This is a genomic window from Brevundimonas balnearis (genome assembly GCF_042434805.1).
Lineage (GTDB): Bacteria > Pseudomonadota > Alphaproteobacteria > Caulobacterales > Caulobacteraceae > Brevundimonas > Brevundimonas balnearis.
Map to the genome: position 1 here is coordinate 816,329 of NZ_JBHLSW010000003.1, position 16,478 is coordinate 832,806.

Below are 16,478 nucleotides of genomic sequence, written 5' to 3' on the forward strand. Positions count from 1 at the left end.
CAGAGTCGTGCGGCTCAACCTGACTGACCCGGCGCCTTGGGGCTGCGAGCCCGTGGCGGCGGGCATGCCGGTGAGCGAGTCGTCCGTCCTGGCGTTATCGGCGGCCTGGGCTTGCGTGAACTTGCTGGCGGGAACGATCGCCTCCCTGCCGCTCATGGTCTATCGGACTTCGGCTGACGGCCGCCGCGAGCCCGCTCGGGACCACCCGCTGTATCGGGTTCTGCACGACAGTCCGAACTACGACCAGACGGCCATGGACTTCTGGGAGGGCGGGGTCGCGGCGCTGGAGTTGCGCGGCAACATGCATGCCCGCGTCGAGCGGTCCGGCGATCGGGTGATCGCGCTTCACCCCGTCTCGGCGACCGTGCGCCGCGAAGCGAATGGCGGGCTGAGGTATCGGTTCACGGAGGAGGGTAAGACCTACGACGAGCCGCAGGAGCGCATGCTGCACGTCCGCGGCTTCGGGGGCTCGCCTCTCGGCGGGCTGTCTACCCTGGCCTACGGCCGCCAGATTTTCGGGCTGTCGAGCGCGGTGAACACGGCCGCCGCCACCACCTTCGCTCAGGGCGTGAGACCGTCCCTCATCCTGACGGCGCCCGCCGACAAGACGTTGGGCGAGGCGGTTCGCGTGCCGCTCGAAAAGGCGCTTCAGGAGAAGCACGCCGGCGCGATGAATGCCGGCCGTCCAATGCTCCTCGAAGGCGGCCTGACACCGCACCAGGTGTCGTTCTCGCCTGAGGACGCGCAGATGCTGCAGAGCCGCGCCTTCAGCGTCGAGGAAGTGGCGAGGCTGTTCGGCGTGCCGCCGCACATGATCGGCCACACCGAGAAATCCACCAGCTGGGGGACGGGGCTGGAGCAGCAGACCCTGGCCTTCCAGAAGTTCACGCTTCGGAAGCGGCTGAAGCGGATCGAGCAGGCGTTGGAGAAGCAACTGCTGAGCGCCGCCGACAGGGCGGCGGGCGTCAGGATCGAGTTCAACCTGGAGGGCCTGCTGCGCGGCGACAGCGCCGGGAGGGCGACCTTCTACAAAGACATGACGGCCATGGGCGCGATGACCATCAACGAGGTCCGCGCCTTGGAGAACCTTCCGCCGGTTCCGGGCGGCGACGTGCCTCGCATGCAGGCGCAGAACATCCCGATCAACATGGCCAGTCCGCCGGCCCTAGTCGCTGGAGGCGAGTGATGAAACTGCAGACGAAGAACGCCGGCCTGGCGCTCGATATCAAGGCCATCGGCGAGGACGGGGTGATCGAGGGGTATGCCTCGGTGTTCAACGTCGTCGACAGCTACAACGAGATGGTGGCCCCGGGCGCTTTCAAGGCATCTCTGGCCACTGCCAAGCGCGAGAAGCGCCTGATCAAGATGCTGTACCAGCACGACTCCTGGCAGCCGATCGGCGTCTGGGATGAGGCCGCCGAGGACGACAAAGGGCTGCGGGTCAAAGGCCGCCTGCTGAAGGACGTCTCGCCGAAGGCGGCGGAGGCGTTCGGCCTGATCAAGGAGGGCGCGCTCGACGAGCTGAGCATCGGCTATCGCACCATCGAGACGACGCCGGATCGCCAGCAGGACGGGGTGACGATCCTGAAGAAGCTGGATCTGCGCGAGGTTTCCGTCGTGACCTTCGGCGCCCTGGGTCGCGCAGCTCGGGTCGAGACGGTCAAGAGCCTGGTCGATGGCGATAGGCTGCCGACCGTTCGAGAGTTCGAGGAGCACCTGCGGGAGGCAGGTTTCTCGAGACGCCTGGCGGAGGCCATCTCCGCCAAGGCAGCGCCGCATCTTCGGGGGGAGCCCGAGGCGAAGGCGGACGACGCGCTGGACTTCCTGAGAGCCCTGCGCGGCTAACCCCCCCCCTCGCCTGACCGCCAAGCGCGGCAGGCTTCCCATACTGACAGAAAGGACCCCCTGGCCATGATGGACCAGACGAAGACGGCTGCCGAGCTGGCGGCCGAGATCAAGTCGGACTTCGAACAGAAGCACGACAAGGTGAAGGAGATCGCTGAGAAGGCGATCGCCGAGGCCCAAAAGGGCGTGGACCAATCGGCCTCCGCCAAGGAGATCGCCGACAACGCCCTGACCGCCATGAACGAAGCGAAGGTTCGCCTGGACGAGCTGGAGCAGAAGATGGCACGCGGCGGCGGCTCGGACGAAGACGCGCAGAAGTCTATCGGCGAGCAGTTCACATCGAGCGAGAACTTCAAGGCGTTCGCCGACGGCGGATTCGGCAACGGCCAGCGCGCCAGCCTGAGCATCAAGGCGACGCTGACCTCGGCCACCACGGATGCGGCCGGCTCGGTCGGGGACGCGGTGCGGCCCACCCGCCTCGACGGCATCCTTCCGCTGGCGCAGCGCCGGCTGACCGTGCGTGACCTGCTCTCGCAGGGCCGCATGGACGGCTCGGCAATCGAGTATGTGAAGGAAACCGGCTTCACCAACAGCGCCGCGCCTGTCGCGGAAGCTGCGGCCAAGCCGGAGTCCGACATGAAGCTGGACCTGGTGACGACCTCGGCGAAGGTCATCGCGCACTGGATGAAGGCCTCGCGCCAAATCCTGAGCGACGTCTCCCAGCTGCAGTCCGTGATCGACCAGCGTCTGCGTTATGGCCTGGCCTACGTCGAGGAGCAGCAACTGCTGAACGGCTCGGGCACTGGCCAGAACCTGCACGGCATCATCCCGCAGGCCACAGCCTACTCGGCGCCGATCACTCTGTCCTCGCCGACGAGCATCGATCTGATCCGCCTGATGGCGCTTCAGGCGGCGCTGGCGGAGTATCCGTCGACCGGCATCGTGATGCACCCGGCGGACTGGGCCTGGATCGAGACCCTGAAGGACGGCGAAGGCCGCTACATCATCGGCAACCCGCAGGGCTCGATCAACCCGACCCTCTGGAGCCTGCCGGTCGTGGCGACCCAGGCCATGACCATCGACAAGGTCCTGGTCGGGGCGTTCCGTCTGGGCGCGCAGGTCTTCGACCGCTGGGATGCGCGCGTCGAGACCGGTTACGTCAACGATGACTTCACCAAGAATTTGGTGACGATCCTCGCCGAGGAACGGCTGGCGTTGGCGGTTTACAGGCCGGAAGCCTTCATCTTTGGGGATTTTGGCCGATCAGCGTAGCCGGAACGGGCCCGGCGGCAATGCGCTCGCCGGGCCTCTTTCCGTGGCGGCCGTCTATGGCGACCGCCTCGCAAGGAGGCCCACCATGATCCAGAAGTTCAAGGTCGCCCGCCAGGTCCTGTTCGACCGCCTCTATCTTGAGGGCGAGACCTACGAGGGCGACGATTCCGAGGTCCGTCACCTCGTGGCTGCCGGGGTTCTGCAACCGTTGGCGGCCAAGGCGGCGCCGGCGGTGAAGAACAAGGCTGAGCCGAAGCTTCAGAACAAGGCCGCGGGCTGATGCTGAACGTCGTCGTCCTCACGACGGGTCCGCTGCTGACGCTCGACGAGGCCAAGGCGCATCTGCGCGTCGAGGGCGACGACGAGAACGACCTGATCGAGAGCTACCTCGATGCGGCGGTGCTGTCGGTGCTGGACCACTGCGACCAGCAGCTCGTGCCGCAGGGCGCGGAGCCAGCGTTCAGGGCGGCGGCCCTGCTGACGCTTGGCGACCTTTACGGCCGCCGGGAGGCGGTGATCGCGGGCGGGACGATCTCGGTGAGCCCGACCGTGGCGGCGCTCCTCAATCGCTACCGGACCATCAGGCTTTAGGCGAACTCGGTTCGCGACGGAGGGCACCATGCGCGTTCGCTTCATCGCCGACTACGACTACACCCCATCCCGCGAGCGGCGGGTGACGATCGCCTACAAGGCGGGCTCTGAGCTGACGGTGAAGCGGGAAGCCGGCGAAGCGGCTGTCGCTGCGGGGGCGGCTGAAGAGATCGAGACCTTCAACGACGCGCCGCTGGAGAAGGTCGATCACGACGGCGACGGTCGGCCCGGCGGCGCCCGGAAGGCTGATCCGGCATGATCGGCGCCGGTGATCTACGGGACCGGATTACGTTCGAGGCCAGGGCCTTGGACGCCAACGGCGACGCGCTGGGAGCGTTCGAGCCGCAGTTCACCGTCTGGGCGCATCTGCGCTGGCTGAGGGGCTCTGAGGCCGCGCTGCAACAGCGCCTGGAGGGCCGCCAGCCGGTCGCCATCGTGATCAGGGACTCCGCACAAGCCCGCCAGATCACCACGGCCTGGCGGGCGCTCAACGCCCGGGTTGAGGGTCAGGCGTTCAATATCACGTCGGTCAGTCCCGCCCAGGAGCGCGGCTTCATCGACATTCTCGCCACCACGGGCGGCCCGACAGGCTGATGGCCCGCACCCGCTTCCGCGCCGGTGACCGCGACCGCGCCAAGGCGCTGTTCCGTCGCCTGCCGAAGGATGTCCGCCGCGCTACTCAGGACGCGCTCGCGAGTAGCGCGGACGAACTCGCTGAGGCTGTTCGATACAATGTGCCCGTCGACCATGGGGATCTTAAGGCGTCGGTGCGGTGGCGACGCGGTGCGCCACGGGACAAAAAGGCCCGCAAGGCCGGCCGAACCGAGGACAAGGATCTTTCAGTCACGGTCGCTGCCGGGGACGAGACGGCGTTCTACGCGTCCTTCGTCGAGTTCGGCACCGCGCCTTCGTCCGGTGAAGCCCCTCGCCGTAATCGCAACTTCAAGTCCGTCGAGGTGATGACCAAGGGCACTCGCCCGCACGCGGGAACGCCCGCCCAGCCCTTCTTTTTCCCGACCTGGCGCGCGCTCAGGCGTCGCCTCGTCGGGAAGATCAAGCGTGCTCAGGCCAAGGCTATTCGAAAGGCGTCCGAAGATGTCTGACCCGGCCCTCGCCGTGCAGAACGCCGTAGAGGCGGCGTTGCGGGCATCGAACGCCCTGAAGGCGGCCATGGGCCTGACCAACGTCAGGCTCTACACGCTGGCGCCGCCGGACGGCGCGCCCTTCCCATATCTCGTGATCGGGGAAGATCAGGTCATCGGCGACGAGACGGAGTGCAGCGCGGGGTCGGACGTCATCACGACGGTTCATGTTTGGAGCCGTGTCGAGGATGACGTGAGCGCGTCTCGCGCCCAGGCCAAGCAGATCGCGGGCGTTGTGCGGACCGTGATCGGACGGACGCTCAACGTCGTCGGCTTCGACCTGGTGGAGTGCCGGTTTGAGGATGCCCGTCACCTGACTGACCCGGATCGTCGCACCGCGCACTCGATCGTGACGCATCGGCTCCAGCTCGAGCCGAACTGAACCCCGGCCCCCGCCGGTGATCCGCCCTTCGGGGCTCTTCTCACAGACTGACGAAAGGAGCCTCCGCCATGGCCGAGGTCAAACACGCGCGCGGCGTCAAGCTGCTCATCAAGGTCGGCGACGGTGCGGACCCCGAGGTCTTCGCCGCGCAATGCTCGATCAATGCCGAGCGTGGCATCACCTTCACCGCCGGGGCCAACGAGCAGGAAATCCCGGACTGCGCCGACCCCGACGCGATCGCTTGGATCGTGCGCGAGAAGACGAACCTGTCGGTCTCCATCACCGGCTCCGGCGTGCTGGACACCAGCGACGTTCAGGACTTCTACGACTGGCTGACCGGCGAGGACACGAAGAACGTCAAGGTGGTCGTGGACGTGCCCTCGGCCGACGGCGGCGTGGTCTTCACCGGCGCGTTCCACCTGACCGAGTTCTCGATCACCGGCAACCGCGGCGAGAAGATGCAGGCGTCGATCAGCCTGGCCTCGTCGGGCGCCGTGACGTCGGCCGCGAACACCTGATGAGCCGCAGCGCTGAGATCAGGCTGGCGTTCGCCGGCGAGGAGCGCGCGTTCAGGCTCTCCATCGGCCGGCTGCGCGCGCTCCAGGAGAAGACCGACTGCGGGCCGATGGAACTTGTCCATCGGTTCGCCGCCGGGACCTGGCGGGTGGATGACGTCCGCGAGACCATCCACCAGGGCCTGATCGGCGCCGGAATGGCTGCATCGGACGCGGTGAAGCTGCTGCGGTCCGACTTCGATGACCTGCCGCTTGGCCAGTTCGTCGGCACAGCCCAGGCGATCGTACTCGCCGCCGTTGTCGGGGCCGGAGATGAAGACCTGGGGGAGCCGAAGGGGGAGGCGCAGACCAGCCCCTCCCCCGAGGCAAGCTGAGGTTCGGCACGCTCTACGGCTCCGGCGCGGCGATAGGGTTCACGCCGCGCGAGATCGACGACCTGTCGCTGTGGGAGTTTGGCGCCTGCGTCAGCGGGTGGTCGAAAGCCCACGGCGGCGAAAGCAAGCCCGCAGCCCCTAGCGACGAAGAGCACGACGCCCTCGTCGCGAAGTTCGCCCACGTCTGAGGTGATGCATGGCCACTGACCAAGAGCGCCTCGTCCTTCAGATGTCGGCGGACTTGCGCTCGTTCGAGCGTGAGATGGCTAGGTCGCGGCAGATCACCGAGCGCCGGATGCGCGAGGTCGAGCAGCGGGCGCTCCAGGCCGACCGAAACCTGTCTCGGATCATGGGCCAGGCGGGCCGCTCGATGGTCGATGCGCTGCGCGCGAGCCTGACCGACATCGCGCCGACGCTCGCCGCTGCGTTCTCGGCCGCGCAGGTGATCCAGTATGCGGACGCCTGGACCGCAGGCCGCAACGCGCTGTCGGCAGCGGGCGTCGCAGCGGCCGACCTGGCAACGCGCCAGAACGAGCTCGTGGACCTCGCAAACGAGACGCGCACGGGCACGGCGGAGACGATTGCGCTGTATCAGCGCCTGAGCATCGCCACGGCGGAACTCGGCCTGTCGCAGCAGGACACGCTCCGGCTGACGGAACTGCTGAACAAGTCGTTCGCATCCAGCGGTCTCAGCACTCAAGAGGCCGCGTCGGCGGCGCTGCAACTGTCCCAGGCGCTGGCGTCGGGCGTGCTACAGGGCGACGAGTTGCGCTCCCTTCGCGAGAACGCGCCGCTCGTCGCCAAGGCCATCGCGGACTCGATGGGCGTCGGGATCGGCGCGCTGAAGGAGCTTGGGGCAGAAGGCAAGATCACGGCCGATGTGATCGTGGGCGCTCTGTTCGGCGCGAGCGACCAGATCAACGCCACCTTCGACAACACTGCGACGACGGTCGGACAGGCGCTTCAACGGCTCAACAACGAACTCGGCCGCTACGTCGGCGAGGCAGACGAGAGCCTGTCCGCCACCGAGCGGCTGGCGCAGGCTATCGTCGCCTTGGCGAACAACCTCGACCGCATCATCCCGGTGGCCACTACATTGGCCACTGTGATCGGCGTCAGCTACGGCGCGTCCTTGGCAGTTGCGGGCGTGCGAACCGCAGCCGCGACTGTCGAGGCGGTCAGGTATCAGATTGCGCTCGCGGCCCTGACCGCCCGGCAGACCGGCGCCACCACAGCGCAGGTGCTTCTGAACGGGGCAATGGCCGCCAACCCCATCGGGCTGGTGGTGACCGTGGTGGCGGCCCTAGCGGCTGGCCTGCTGCTGCTGGCGCAGCGTTACGACAAGTCGCGGATCGCGGCCGAGGAGCTGGCGGCGGCGACCGAGACCAGCAACGACGCCCTCCGACGCTACGAGGAGGCTCTTCGACAGGCCGAGCGTGCGTCGGGCGACTCCGCCGTGGCGGCGCGGCGAAATGCCGAGGCGATGCGGGAGGAAGCGCAGGCCGCAATAACCGCCGCGCGCGCCCTCGCGGCGAAGCGGACCGCCGAGGCCCAGGCCGCACTTCAGCTGGCGACGCGATCGTTCCAGGAGGTGACGTCTGGCGCGCCGCGAGACCCGGCGGAGGCCGCTGGCCAGCTGGCGTTTGCGGCGGGTGCCCAGCGCCAACTGCAGCGCGCACAAGAAGACGCGGCAGCCGCGATCCGAGAGCAAATCCGCCAAGAGAACGAGCTTCGTCGCATCCAGGAGCAGTCTTCCGTGGCCGTGCCAACCGGCGGAGGGACTGCGGGAGGCACGGAGCGCCGTGGCGCGGGTGAGCGCGAGACGCGCGACAACACCGCCGAACTAGCCGCTCGCCGCGCCGAGCTGGACCTAGAAATGCAGATCCAGCTTGCGCGCGCGCAGGGCCGCGAGGCGGACGCGGCGGGGCTGGAGCGCCGGCTGGAGATCATGCAGCTGACGCAGCGCCTGGAGGCGGCCGGCGTCGAGGACGCCCAGACGCGAGCGACGGTCTATTACGACGCCCTGGAGGCGGCGGAGCGGACTCGAGCCGCGTTCGACGCGATCGGCGACAAGCTCCAATCCCAGCGCGAGGCGGCGCTGGAGGCCAAGCGGATCGCATTCGAGGCGCAGGAGCAGGCGGACCGCGACGCGCTTGATCGTTTCGAGCGGGCCCGCGACGACTTCCGCTACGAGTTCGTCGGCGCCATGCGGCAGGTGATCGAAGGCGACCTGGGCGGGGCGTTCGAGAGCCTGGCGGACCGCTTCGCCAATCGCCTGCTTGAGCGCGCTGCGGACGGCCTGTTCGACGCCCTGTTCTCTGGTGGTGGAGCGGGCGGCGGCGGCGGCAACTTCCTGTCGTTGATCTTCTCCGCGTTCGGCCGGCGCGCGACGGGCGGCGCGGTGACGAGGGGGCAGCCCTACATCGTCGGCGAGCGTCGTCCCGAGGTATTCGTGCCGAGCGTGAACGGGACCGTTATCCCGAGCATCAACGCCGCCATGGCGAAGATGGGCCAGGGCCAATCGGCGCGGCAGGACGTGCGGGTCCAGATCGACGTGAACGATGACCGGTTCAACGCCTACGTGGACGGCCGAGCCTCGCCGATGGCGTTGCAGGCCGGGCAAGCCTCGTTCAACGGCGCGCGTCAGGCGGTTCCTGCCGACCTGGCGCGACAGAGCGCATACCGGAGGCGCTGATGGCGATCACGCTCGGCACGCTGCCCCGCCTGACCACCTTTTCGATGCGGGCGGTCTCTGCGGCGAATGACCTTCGCCCCAGCTTCGGCGGCCCGGTCCAGCGCCTGGGGCGCAAGGGCTCGCGCTTCGCCCTGGACGTGAAGGTGCCCGCCATGTCTGCGAAGGGCTGCGGCATCGCCCTGATCGCGGACCTGCTGCGCGGTGAAACCGAGACGGTGATCCTGCCGGTGCCGGACTATGTGCCGGCGGTCCCCTACGGCACGCCGCTGGTGAACGGCGCCGGGCAGCTCGGCACGACGCTGGTGATCGACGGACTCACGCCGAACGTGGCGATCCTCAAGGGCAAGTTCCTGTCGGTCATCCTGGGCGGTCAGCGCTACGTCCACATCGTGGCGGCGCAGACCACGGCGAACGGCTCGGGGCAGGCCAGCCTGCCGATCTGGCCCATGCTGCGGACGCCGACGACGGACAACGCCGTGGTGGAGCTGGCGGCGCCGAAGATCGAGGGTTTCGTCCAGCCGGGTCAGGAGTGGTCGATCAGCCGCCTCCAGGCCGTGGGCGTGGACTTCAGCGTTGAGGAACGGGCCTGATGGACTCCGCCCTGACGGCTGCGCTTCAGGGCGCGGCGCCGACGACGTGCCTGCTGGTCGAGATCGCGCTGCCCTCGGGCACGGTGCGGCTGACCGATGGAGGCGTGGTCGCCTATGGGGGTCAGGTCTACTATGGCGATCACCCCACCCTGGGTGTGCTGTCGTCGATCTCGGGCCTGAAAGAGGGCGCGACGAACACGACCACGCGGGTGGATGTGGTTCTGCAACCCCGGTCGGATCAGGCGGTCGTGGACCTGACCGCGCCGACGGCGCAGGGGTCGCGGGTGCGTGTCTGGTTCGGGGCCGTGGACCCGGCCACGGGAGCGCTGATCGGCGAGCCCGAGCTGAAGTTCGACGGCGAGCTGGACAAGGCGCAGTTCAGCGTCGGCGAGGCGTGGTCGGTCACGCTGGAGTGCGGAACGCAGGCCGAGCGCCAGCTGGAGCCGAACGACAACTGGCGGCTGAACCATGCCTTCCATTCCGCCATCTGGCCCGGCGAGACCGGGCTGATCTTCGTCACGAACGTGACCAAGAGAATCTACTGGCGGATGGAGGCCCCGAACGGGTCCATCAGCGTCGGCGGCGGCGGTTCGACCGGCGGCGGCTTCGGCGGCCAAAACGCCCGGAGGTAGCTCCATGCATCCGATGTTGCGGCGGCAGCAGGCCGTCGAGGCGACCATTCAGCGGTTCGCGGGGAAGACGCTCGCCTATGGCCGGGACGACTGCGCCCGTATGGCCGCGTTCCTGGTCAAACGGCTGGGGGTCAAGGTCCGGCTGACGAAGATGCCGCGCTATGGCTCGGCTGTCGGCGCGGCGCGGGCGCTGAGGGCGCTGGACTGCCGTGACCTGGCGGAGGTGGTGGACAAGGCGGGATTGCCCCGGGTCGCGCCGTCGCGGGCGATCATGGGCGACCTGTTCGCGCTGCCGGCCCCGGATGATACCGTGGCGCTGCACATCGCCCTGGATCACCAGACCTCGTTCGGCCTGATCGACGGCGTGTTCCAGCCGGGCCGCGTGCATCAGACCATCTGCGCCTGGAGGACGCTGTAGATGGCGGACCCGATCTCGCAGGCCGTATCGGCGATCATCATCAGTGCGGTCGGCGCGACGGGCGCAGCCGCGACGGCGATCACGGTGGCCACGACGATCGTTGTCAACGCGGGGATTGCGGCTGCCGCGACTGCGTTGACCAAGCCCGACGTCGGCAAGGACGGCAATCCGACGGAGTGGCGGGCCGACCCGGACGCGCCGCTGCACTTCTGCATCGGGCGCGGCGGCGCGGCGGGTCAGATCGTGCACCGGGACGAATACGGCCCGGACAACATGTATCAGTCGATCGTCGGGGTGATCGGCGCGGGCGGGCCGATCAAGGCCTTCGTGTCGTGGACGTTCGACGACCAGCCGGTGACCTTCGGCGCGGGCGGCGCGGCGACGTCGTCTCAGTGGGTCAACGAGATGTGGGTCACGACCCGTCGTGGCCTACAGCCGGACACGGCGCTGTCGTCGCCCTCCAGCCTGAAGAACGGGGCCAGCCTGCCGGGCTGGGGCTCGTCGAGCAAGCTGTCGGGCAAGGCCGGCTACATGCTGACCATGGCCGAGAACTCCAAGCGGACGGCCTATCCCACGGGCGAGCCTAAGCCCCTGGTCACCTGGGAGGGGTGCTACGGCTGGGACCCGCGTCAGGACAGCACCTATCCGGGCGGATCGGGGTCGTGTCGTCTCAACGACCCCGCCACCTGGGTGTGGATCGACAACCCCGCGCTGGGCGCCCTGAAGTGGGGGATCGGCTTCTGGGAAGGGGCTTCGACCGGCGGCGGCTACGGCGTGCCGCAGGCATGTTCGCAGGTCGGGGGCTTTGGCTCCAAGGTGGACGGCATCGACGTCGCGGCCTTCGTCGACGCGGCGAACATCGCCGACGCGAACGGCTGGACCGTCGCGGCCTATCCCTCGACCGCCGACGACAAGGCCCAGGTGATGGACGCGCTGCTGCAGGCCTGCGGCGCGATCTACGCCGAACGGGCGGGCAAGATCAGCTGTATCCAGCGCGCGGCGCCGCGGGCCTCGGTCGTGACCATCTCGGCGGCCGATACGGCGGGACCGCTCGAGCTGGACACGTCGGTGTCGCGCATCGGCCGGATCAACACGATCCAGCCCCGGTTCTGGTCGGAGGCCAACCGGTGGCAGATGACGGCCGCCGCAGAGGTGACCGCGTCCAGTTATCAGACCGAGGACGGCGGCAAGCGCACGCGCGGTGTCGACTTCCCCTATGTGCGGTCGGTGCAGCAGGTGGCGGAGCTGGCGGCGCTCCAGATCGCCCACACCCGCGAGAGCTTCCGGGGCGTGATCCCGCTGAAGCCGCATCTTCAGCGCATCCGGCCGGGCGACGCCTTCACCATCACCGAGCCGGGCTTCCTGCTGGACGGGCAGAAGTGCCTGTGCCTGGACACCGAGTTCGACGCCGCGACCGGCGTTCACCGCGTCACCTTCGTCAGCGAGACCGACGCGAAGTATCCGTTCGCCTATGGCCAGAGCCCGACGCCGCCTGCGCCCGCAACGCTGTCGCCGTATGCCGGGCCGCCTGCGGCGCCATCGGCCCCGGAGTGGTCGCTGTCGGCGTCTTCGATCACAGAGGATGGCGCCACCGTGCCCATCCTGGTGGTTGAGGGCGAGGCGGATAACGCCACGATCGACCAGGTGGTGATCGAGTTCCGGCCGCACGGGGTCGGCGCGGAGTGGGGTGGGGCCGGCGTTGAGGCGCCCTCTCTGGTCCGAAAGGAAATCGGTGGAGCCATCACGCCGGGCACGGCCTACGAGGCCGCTGTCAGCTACCGGCGCGGCAAGGAGCTATCAGAACGGCTTGTTCTGGGCCCGGTGACGACGGGGGTGTTTCATACGCCGCTGGCGCCGGACTCTGTCGATGGCCTGACGGACATCAAGAAGAACACCGTCGCGCCGACCTTCCTGTCGTTCTCGACTGGCACCGTGGCCCTAAGCGGCACGACCCCGACGAAGGTGGCCGAGGTCTGGATCGACGTAGCCGGGACCGACTCGCCGGTCGTGGTCGAGTTCAACGGACTGGTGAACATGCGCCACGACCCGTCGGGCTCGTTCGATGCCATCCTCGAACTTCGCCGCTCGCCGGACGCGGGCATCGGCATCCAAATGCTTTACCTGACGGTTCCCGCGCTGGGGGGGGCGAACGACAGCGTGCTGGGCATGTTTCCCCTGAAGATCAAGGACACGCCGGGCGCCGGCACATGGCGTTACTGGCTTCGCATGTGGTCCACGGCCAGCAACATGACGACCCAGGAAGTTCGGGCGCCGTTCATGCAGGCCACTGAAAACAAAACCAATGAGGACTGAGGATGATTTTCCGCATCGTTGATGACGTGACAGGGGACATCATTCTCAGCGTCACGGCCCCGCGCGTCGAGATGGCGGCCCGCTACCTCAAGCCGGGTCAGAGCCTGATCACCGATACCGGGCCGGCGATGATCAACACCGCCGCCCTGAAGGTAGAAGGCGGCGTCATCGTGCGGCGAGGTGCGCCCGATGCAGACCCGATGGCCGGTGAAGGTCTGGCTGTAACGTTCATCTCCGCCGACCACTGATCGGAGCCTAGAGACATGATTACACCCGGAACGCTGCCCCTTGTGGCGCAGCGGTGGACCCCGTTCGTCTACACCATCGACTTTGAGGGGTTGGACTTCACCGGCGCGACGATGGCGATGCACGTCCGGCTCTATGCTGACGCGCCCGGCGATCCGATCATCGCGCTGGCGAACGCCAGTCCCTCGTCGCAAGGGCTTTCGGTCGCGGTGGCGACGGCTGACGGCGTGCCGACCAGCACCGTTCAAATCCGCATCAATGAGGCGACGCTGGAAGCGGTCCTCCTGAACGCAGGGCTCCCGGGTGCGTCCGTGAAGCTTGTTTACGACATGCACATCACCGGCGGCGGCTTTGAAAAAACCCGCTGGCTGGAAGGCGACTTCACGATCCGCCCCGGAGCGACCCAATAATGGCCAATGCGATTGTTTCCCTAAAACAAAATCGCGCGGAGGTCCGGTTCTCTGGCCCGGATACCGTGTCGTCACTGGTCGCGTCGGCTGTTAGCGCCCGCGTCGCCGCCGAGACTGCCGAAACCGGGGCCGAGGCCGCGCAGGCCGCCGCCGAAGCCGCCCGCGACACCGCCGTTGCCGCCACGGTCAACAAGCTCAACCTGACCGGCGACAATGTCGGGGGCAACGCCGCGACGCTGATCGAGAACATCGGCCTGAACGCCCGCCTTCCCCTGATCCCGGAACTTTTCGGCGCGGTGGATACGAGTATCGACCCCTCCGGCGACTATACCGCAGAGATCGAGGCTTGGTTTGACGCGGCCCGCACCACGGGTCTGCCGCTCGACGGTCGGGGTAAGACCTACCGGGTGACGGCGGCCACGGGGCCGGTCGCGCACCTGCACATCGACAATGTGACGCTGGTCGAAAGCAATCCCAACACGGGTGAGCCGAGGACGCTGACCCTGACTCCGGCAACCGCTGGCGTAGGTTCCGTCTGGATCGGACCGGGCTTCAAGATCAACCGGAACGGCAACGGCACGGCGGGCACGCTGGGGGCATACGCCCTGCTGATCGACGGCGTGCCCAACGTTCATGTCGAGGCCGAAATCTATGGCAACGCCCGGGGCAGCGGTATCTGGATCAGGGGAGCGTCCTATGTGTGGGAGCGGGCTTACGTCCACGACATGCGCTATGCCCACACTTCCGAAACCGATGACGTGATCAACGGGGTTCTGGTCAACACATCCGAGGACGTGTTCTGCAACGGCCGCGTCGAGCGTCTTGGGCGGATCGACCAGACCAGCGCCGAGCGTGACCGCTACAGCCGTGGATATGCGTTCTCGGGCTGCAAGCGCGTGACTTGGAATGCGCGTGCCGAGCGTGTGGACCAGGGGGTGGACGTGACCGGAGACCTGAACAGCGGCAACACTCAGTTTCTGATCAACGGCGGCTCGGCTAAGTACTGCGCGACCTATGGAGCCAAGTTTGCGAACACGGCCGTGGCCTGTGGCGTCACCGGCATGGTCATTGATCAGGTGGGCCGTGCGGCTGTCGCGATCAGCGGCCCATCCTCTAGCCTTAAGAACCAGACCCGCGACATTCTTGTCAGTGGCGTCGTGGCGCTGAACATCGGGACCAACCAACTTTGGCCCGAGCCCAATGTCGTTTTGATCGAGGGCAGTGGTTCCGGCCGCGACCCGGCGGGCGTCATCATTACGGGCAATAAGGGAACGTCGTTCACCGGGTCGTCGGCATTCACGGTCTTCGACACCGACGAGATCATGCTGACCGGCTATCTGCGGATCGCCACGGGCGTTCGCGTCCGGCTGACCACGACGGGCACCCTTCCCTCTGGCCTGGCGACCGGCACCGACTATTTCATCATCGACGTGCCGGACACGAACCGGGTCAAGCTGGCCAGCAGCTACATCAACGCGCTGGATGGAACCCCGATTACCGGGCTGTCCGGCGGCTCGGGCACGCACACCCTGGCCCTTCAGGTAGATTGCGACGCGGCGGTCGAGAACGATACGACCGACCGCGTGGCCGCAGAGCCTAACCTGGAGTGGGGCAACGACTGGGTGGGCATGGTTCCTCGCCCTTCGGGCACTGGCGGCGAGAGCCTTGACCTTTACGCCAACGGCGCCCGCGCCAGCGCTCAATCCATCCCGAACGCCGCCTTCACGACTATCACCTATGACGCCGCCGCCAGCAGCTCGGATGAATACGCCATCCTCAACGAGGCCACCGGCGTCTGGTCTGTGCCAAAGAGCGGGACGTGGGAGTTTGTCGGACGCTACCAGTGGGCCGAAGGCGCCACGACGAACACGGCCCGCATCGTCCGCCTTGAAAGCTCCAATGACGGTTCTTCGTGGAGCGAGATTTCTGAAACGGTGGCCAGCATCGGCGCGACCACGCAGAACATGACGCAGAGCATCAACTATCGCCGCAGGCTTAGCGCGGGCTTGTTCCTGCGGGCGACGGCCTTCCAGAGCGACGGAGCCGCGCTCAACCTCACCGTTCGGCGCTCGGAAATGCGGTTCATCCCGTCGGCCTAAGCCGGTTGCAGCATCGACGCGCGGAAGCTTTCAGCCATCGCCAGGTAGTGTCGTGACGGGTTACGCATGGAGTCCCTGGTCACGGTGAAGTCGATGGACACGGCGCGCCGTCCATAGAAGATCTGGTGGGCGACCTGTCGGCTATCGACGGCCCACACGTCGCCGGGCTCGAAATAGATGACGTGTCGGGGTTGGGTGCTCCACCATTCAAGGGAGGAGCGGCCGAAGGTCATGCCGTTCAGCTCCATCCAGATTTCGGCGGCTGAGCCGTTCCGGAGCAGCTCGCGCGGAAAGCGCTCGGCCTGCATCCTCATGATGTCGTCGATGCGCCAGCTTGTGGTCCAGACGCGCGGCTGGTTGTCGAGATTGATGAACAGGCGGCCGAAGTGCGTCGGATGCTCGTCCTTGTAAACGTCGATGTGCAGGTTCTCGTTCAGCGTGGTGGTGAGCCGCCAGACCGACCTGCGGGTCTCGAAGTCGTAGCCGGAGAAGATATCGCCGTAGGCGGGCATGACGGCGTCGTAGAGGCGGGCCATGTGATCGGCGACCCGGTCAGCAAGGCTGGGCGCCACTCCGTTCGCCGTCGCCTTTGTGAGGAAGGCGGGACGGTTAAACGACAGGTCGGGCCGAAGCGCGGTCGCCATCTTCTTCAGGCCCGGATGCCGGCTATCCAGGGCCGCCCAGAAACCATGGTCGATATCGAGCTTCAGGTTCGGGAAGGTGATGACCTGCCCGGCTTCATACTCGGGAACATAGCTGCGAGCGGTCGCGCCGACGCGGACATCAGGCGCTTCCAGAAAGTAGTTCGGCAGGTTCGGGTTCACGAACACGGTCGGCATTCAGGCTTCCTGTCTGGCTAGGCCAGCGGCCCGGATGGGGCTTAAATCATAGCCGCGAGACACCGCCAAATCAAACACGACGGGGCGATTGATGTCGCTTGACCCTGGACACCGT

Annotated in this window: 20 protein-coding genes; 19 read left to right on the forward strand and 1 reads right to left on the reverse strand. The window is 67.3% G+C overall.

What is annotated here, in order from left to right; all coding sequences use genetic code 11:
- Positions 1 to 64 precede the first annotated feature (64 nt).
- The 19 genes from ACFFGE_RS05245 (at position 65) to ACFFGE_RS05335 (ending at position 15,524) form a co-directional block, all read left to right on the forward strand.
- Positions 65 to 1,186 (forward strand): phage portal protein, encoded by a 1,122-nt coding sequence (locus ACFFGE_RS05245; RefSeq protein WP_376835218.1) that lies wholly within the window; start codon positions 65 to 67, stop codon positions 1,184 to 1,186.
- Positions 1,186 to 1,845 carry an HK97 family phage prohead protease gene (locus ACFFGE_RS05250; protein ID WP_376834993.1) on the forward strand — a complete coding sequence of 220 codons (660 nt, stop codon included), beginning with the start codon at positions 1,186 to 1,188 and terminating at the stop codon, positions 1,843 to 1,845. Before ACFFGE_RS05245 ends, ACFFGE_RS05250 begins: the two co-directional genes overlap by 1 nt.
- Positions 1,846 to 1,911: 66 nt before the next feature.
- Complete coding sequence (locus ACFFGE_RS05255) at positions 1,912 to 3,117, forward strand: phage major capsid protein (protein ID WP_376834995.1); 1,206 nt, start codon at positions 1,912 to 1,914, stop codon at positions 3,115 to 3,117.
- Positions 3,118 to 3,202: 85 nt separating this feature from the next.
- Entirely contained in the window at positions 3,203 to 3,397 is a 195-nt protein-coding gene (locus ACFFGE_RS05260) for a hypothetical protein (RefSeq protein ID WP_376834997.1), read from the forward strand.
- Positions 3,397 to 3,708, forward strand: a complete 312-nt coding sequence (locus tag ACFFGE_RS05265; RefSeq protein WP_376834999.1) for a head-tail connector protein — start codon at positions 3,397 to 3,399, stop codon at positions 3,706 to 3,708. Before ACFFGE_RS05260 ends, ACFFGE_RS05265 begins: the two co-directional genes overlap by 1 nt.
- 28 nt (positions 3,709 to 3,736) lie before the next feature.
- Positions 3,737 to 3,967: a hypothetical protein gene (locus ACFFGE_RS05270; protein ID WP_376835001.1), complete on the forward strand. Its 231-nt coding sequence runs from the start codon at positions 3,737 to 3,739 to the stop codon at positions 3,965 to 3,967.
- Positions 3,964 to 4,302 carry a head-tail adaptor protein gene (locus ACFFGE_RS05275; RefSeq protein WP_376835003.1) on the forward strand — a complete coding sequence of 113 codons (339 nt, stop codon included), beginning with the start codon at positions 3,964 to 3,966 and terminating at the stop codon, positions 4,300 to 4,302. Before ACFFGE_RS05270 ends, ACFFGE_RS05275 begins: the two co-directional genes overlap by 4 nt.
- Entirely contained in the window at positions 4,302 to 4,811 is a 510-nt protein-coding gene (locus ACFFGE_RS05280) for an HK97-gp10 family putative phage morphogenesis protein (protein WP_376835005.1), read from the forward strand. The genes ACFFGE_RS05275 and ACFFGE_RS05280 overlap by 1 nt, the downstream gene beginning before the upstream one ends.
- Positions 4,804 to 5,232 carry a DUF3168 domain-containing protein gene (locus tag ACFFGE_RS05285; RefSeq protein WP_376835007.1) on the forward strand — a complete coding sequence of 143 codons (429 nt, stop codon included), beginning with the start codon at positions 4,804 to 4,806 and terminating at the stop codon, positions 5,230 to 5,232. Before ACFFGE_RS05280 ends, ACFFGE_RS05285 begins: the two co-directional genes overlap by 8 nt.
- Before the next feature lie 68 nt (positions 5,233 to 5,300).
- The gene (locus tag ACFFGE_RS05290) at positions 5,301 to 5,750 is read left to right on the forward strand and encodes a phage tail tube protein (protein WP_376835009.1); all 450 of its coding nucleotides are present in this window, start codon (positions 5,301 to 5,303) and stop codon (positions 5,748 to 5,750) included.
- Positions 5,750 to 6,121 (forward strand): gene transfer agent family protein, encoded by a 372-nt coding sequence (locus tag ACFFGE_RS05295; protein WP_376835011.1) that lies wholly within the window; start codon positions 5,750 to 5,752, stop codon positions 6,119 to 6,121. Before ACFFGE_RS05290 ends, ACFFGE_RS05295 begins: the two co-directional genes overlap by 1 nt.
- A 196-nt stretch (positions 6,122 to 6,317) precedes the next feature.
- Positions 6,318 to 8,816 carry a tape measure protein gene (locus ACFFGE_RS05300; protein WP_376835013.1) on the forward strand — a complete coding sequence of 833 codons (2,499 nt, stop codon included), beginning with the start codon at positions 6,318 to 6,320 and terminating at the stop codon, positions 8,814 to 8,816.
- Positions 8,816 to 9,406: a hypothetical protein gene (locus ACFFGE_RS05305; RefSeq protein ID WP_376835015.1), complete on the forward strand. Its 591-nt coding sequence runs from the start codon at positions 8,816 to 8,818 to the stop codon at positions 9,404 to 9,406. The genes ACFFGE_RS05300 and ACFFGE_RS05305 overlap by 1 nt, the downstream gene beginning before the upstream one ends.
- Complete coding sequence (locus ACFFGE_RS05310) at positions 9,406 to 10,038, forward strand: hypothetical protein (protein WP_376835017.1); 633 nt, start codon at positions 9,406 to 9,408, stop codon at positions 10,036 to 10,038. The genes ACFFGE_RS05305 and ACFFGE_RS05310 overlap by 1 nt, the downstream gene beginning before the upstream one ends.
- Before the next feature lie 4 nt (positions 10,039 to 10,042).
- Positions 10,043 to 10,456, forward strand: coding sequence for a DUF6950 family protein (locus tag ACFFGE_RS05315; protein ID WP_376835019.1), 414 nt, complete (start codon positions 10,043 to 10,045; stop codon positions 10,454 to 10,456).
- A complete protein-coding gene (locus ACFFGE_RS05320; RefSeq protein WP_376835021.1) occupies positions 10,457 to 12,769 on the forward strand; it encodes a phage tail protein in 2,313 nt (770 codons plus the stop codon).
- Positions 12,770 to 12,771: 2 nt separating this feature from the next.
- The gene (locus tag ACFFGE_RS05325; protein ID WP_376835023.1) at positions 12,772 to 13,017 is read left to right on the forward strand and encodes a hypothetical protein; all 246 of its coding nucleotides are present in this window, start codon (positions 12,772 to 12,774) and stop codon (positions 13,015 to 13,017) included.
- Positions 13,018 to 13,032: 15 nt separating this feature from the next.
- Positions 13,033 to 13,425: a hypothetical protein gene (locus tag ACFFGE_RS05330; protein WP_376835025.1), complete on the forward strand. Its 393-nt coding sequence runs from the start codon at positions 13,033 to 13,035 to the stop codon at positions 13,423 to 13,425.
- A complete protein-coding gene (locus ACFFGE_RS05335; RefSeq protein WP_376835027.1) occupies positions 13,425 to 15,524 on the forward strand; it encodes a hypothetical protein in 2,100 nt (699 codons plus the stop codon). The genes ACFFGE_RS05330 and ACFFGE_RS05335 overlap by 1 nt, the downstream gene beginning before the upstream one ends.
- Here the strand turns inward: ACFFGE_RS05335 and ACFFGE_RS05340 are convergent.
- Positions 15,521 to 16,363: a Kdo hydroxylase family protein gene (locus tag ACFFGE_RS05340; protein ID WP_376835029.1), complete on the reverse strand. Its 843-nt coding sequence runs from the start codon at positions 16,361 to 16,363 to the stop codon at positions 15,521 to 15,523. The two genes, ACFFGE_RS05335 and ACFFGE_RS05340, sit on opposite strands and share 4 nt — an antisense overlap.
- Positions 16,364 to 16,478 lie beyond the last annotated feature (115 nt).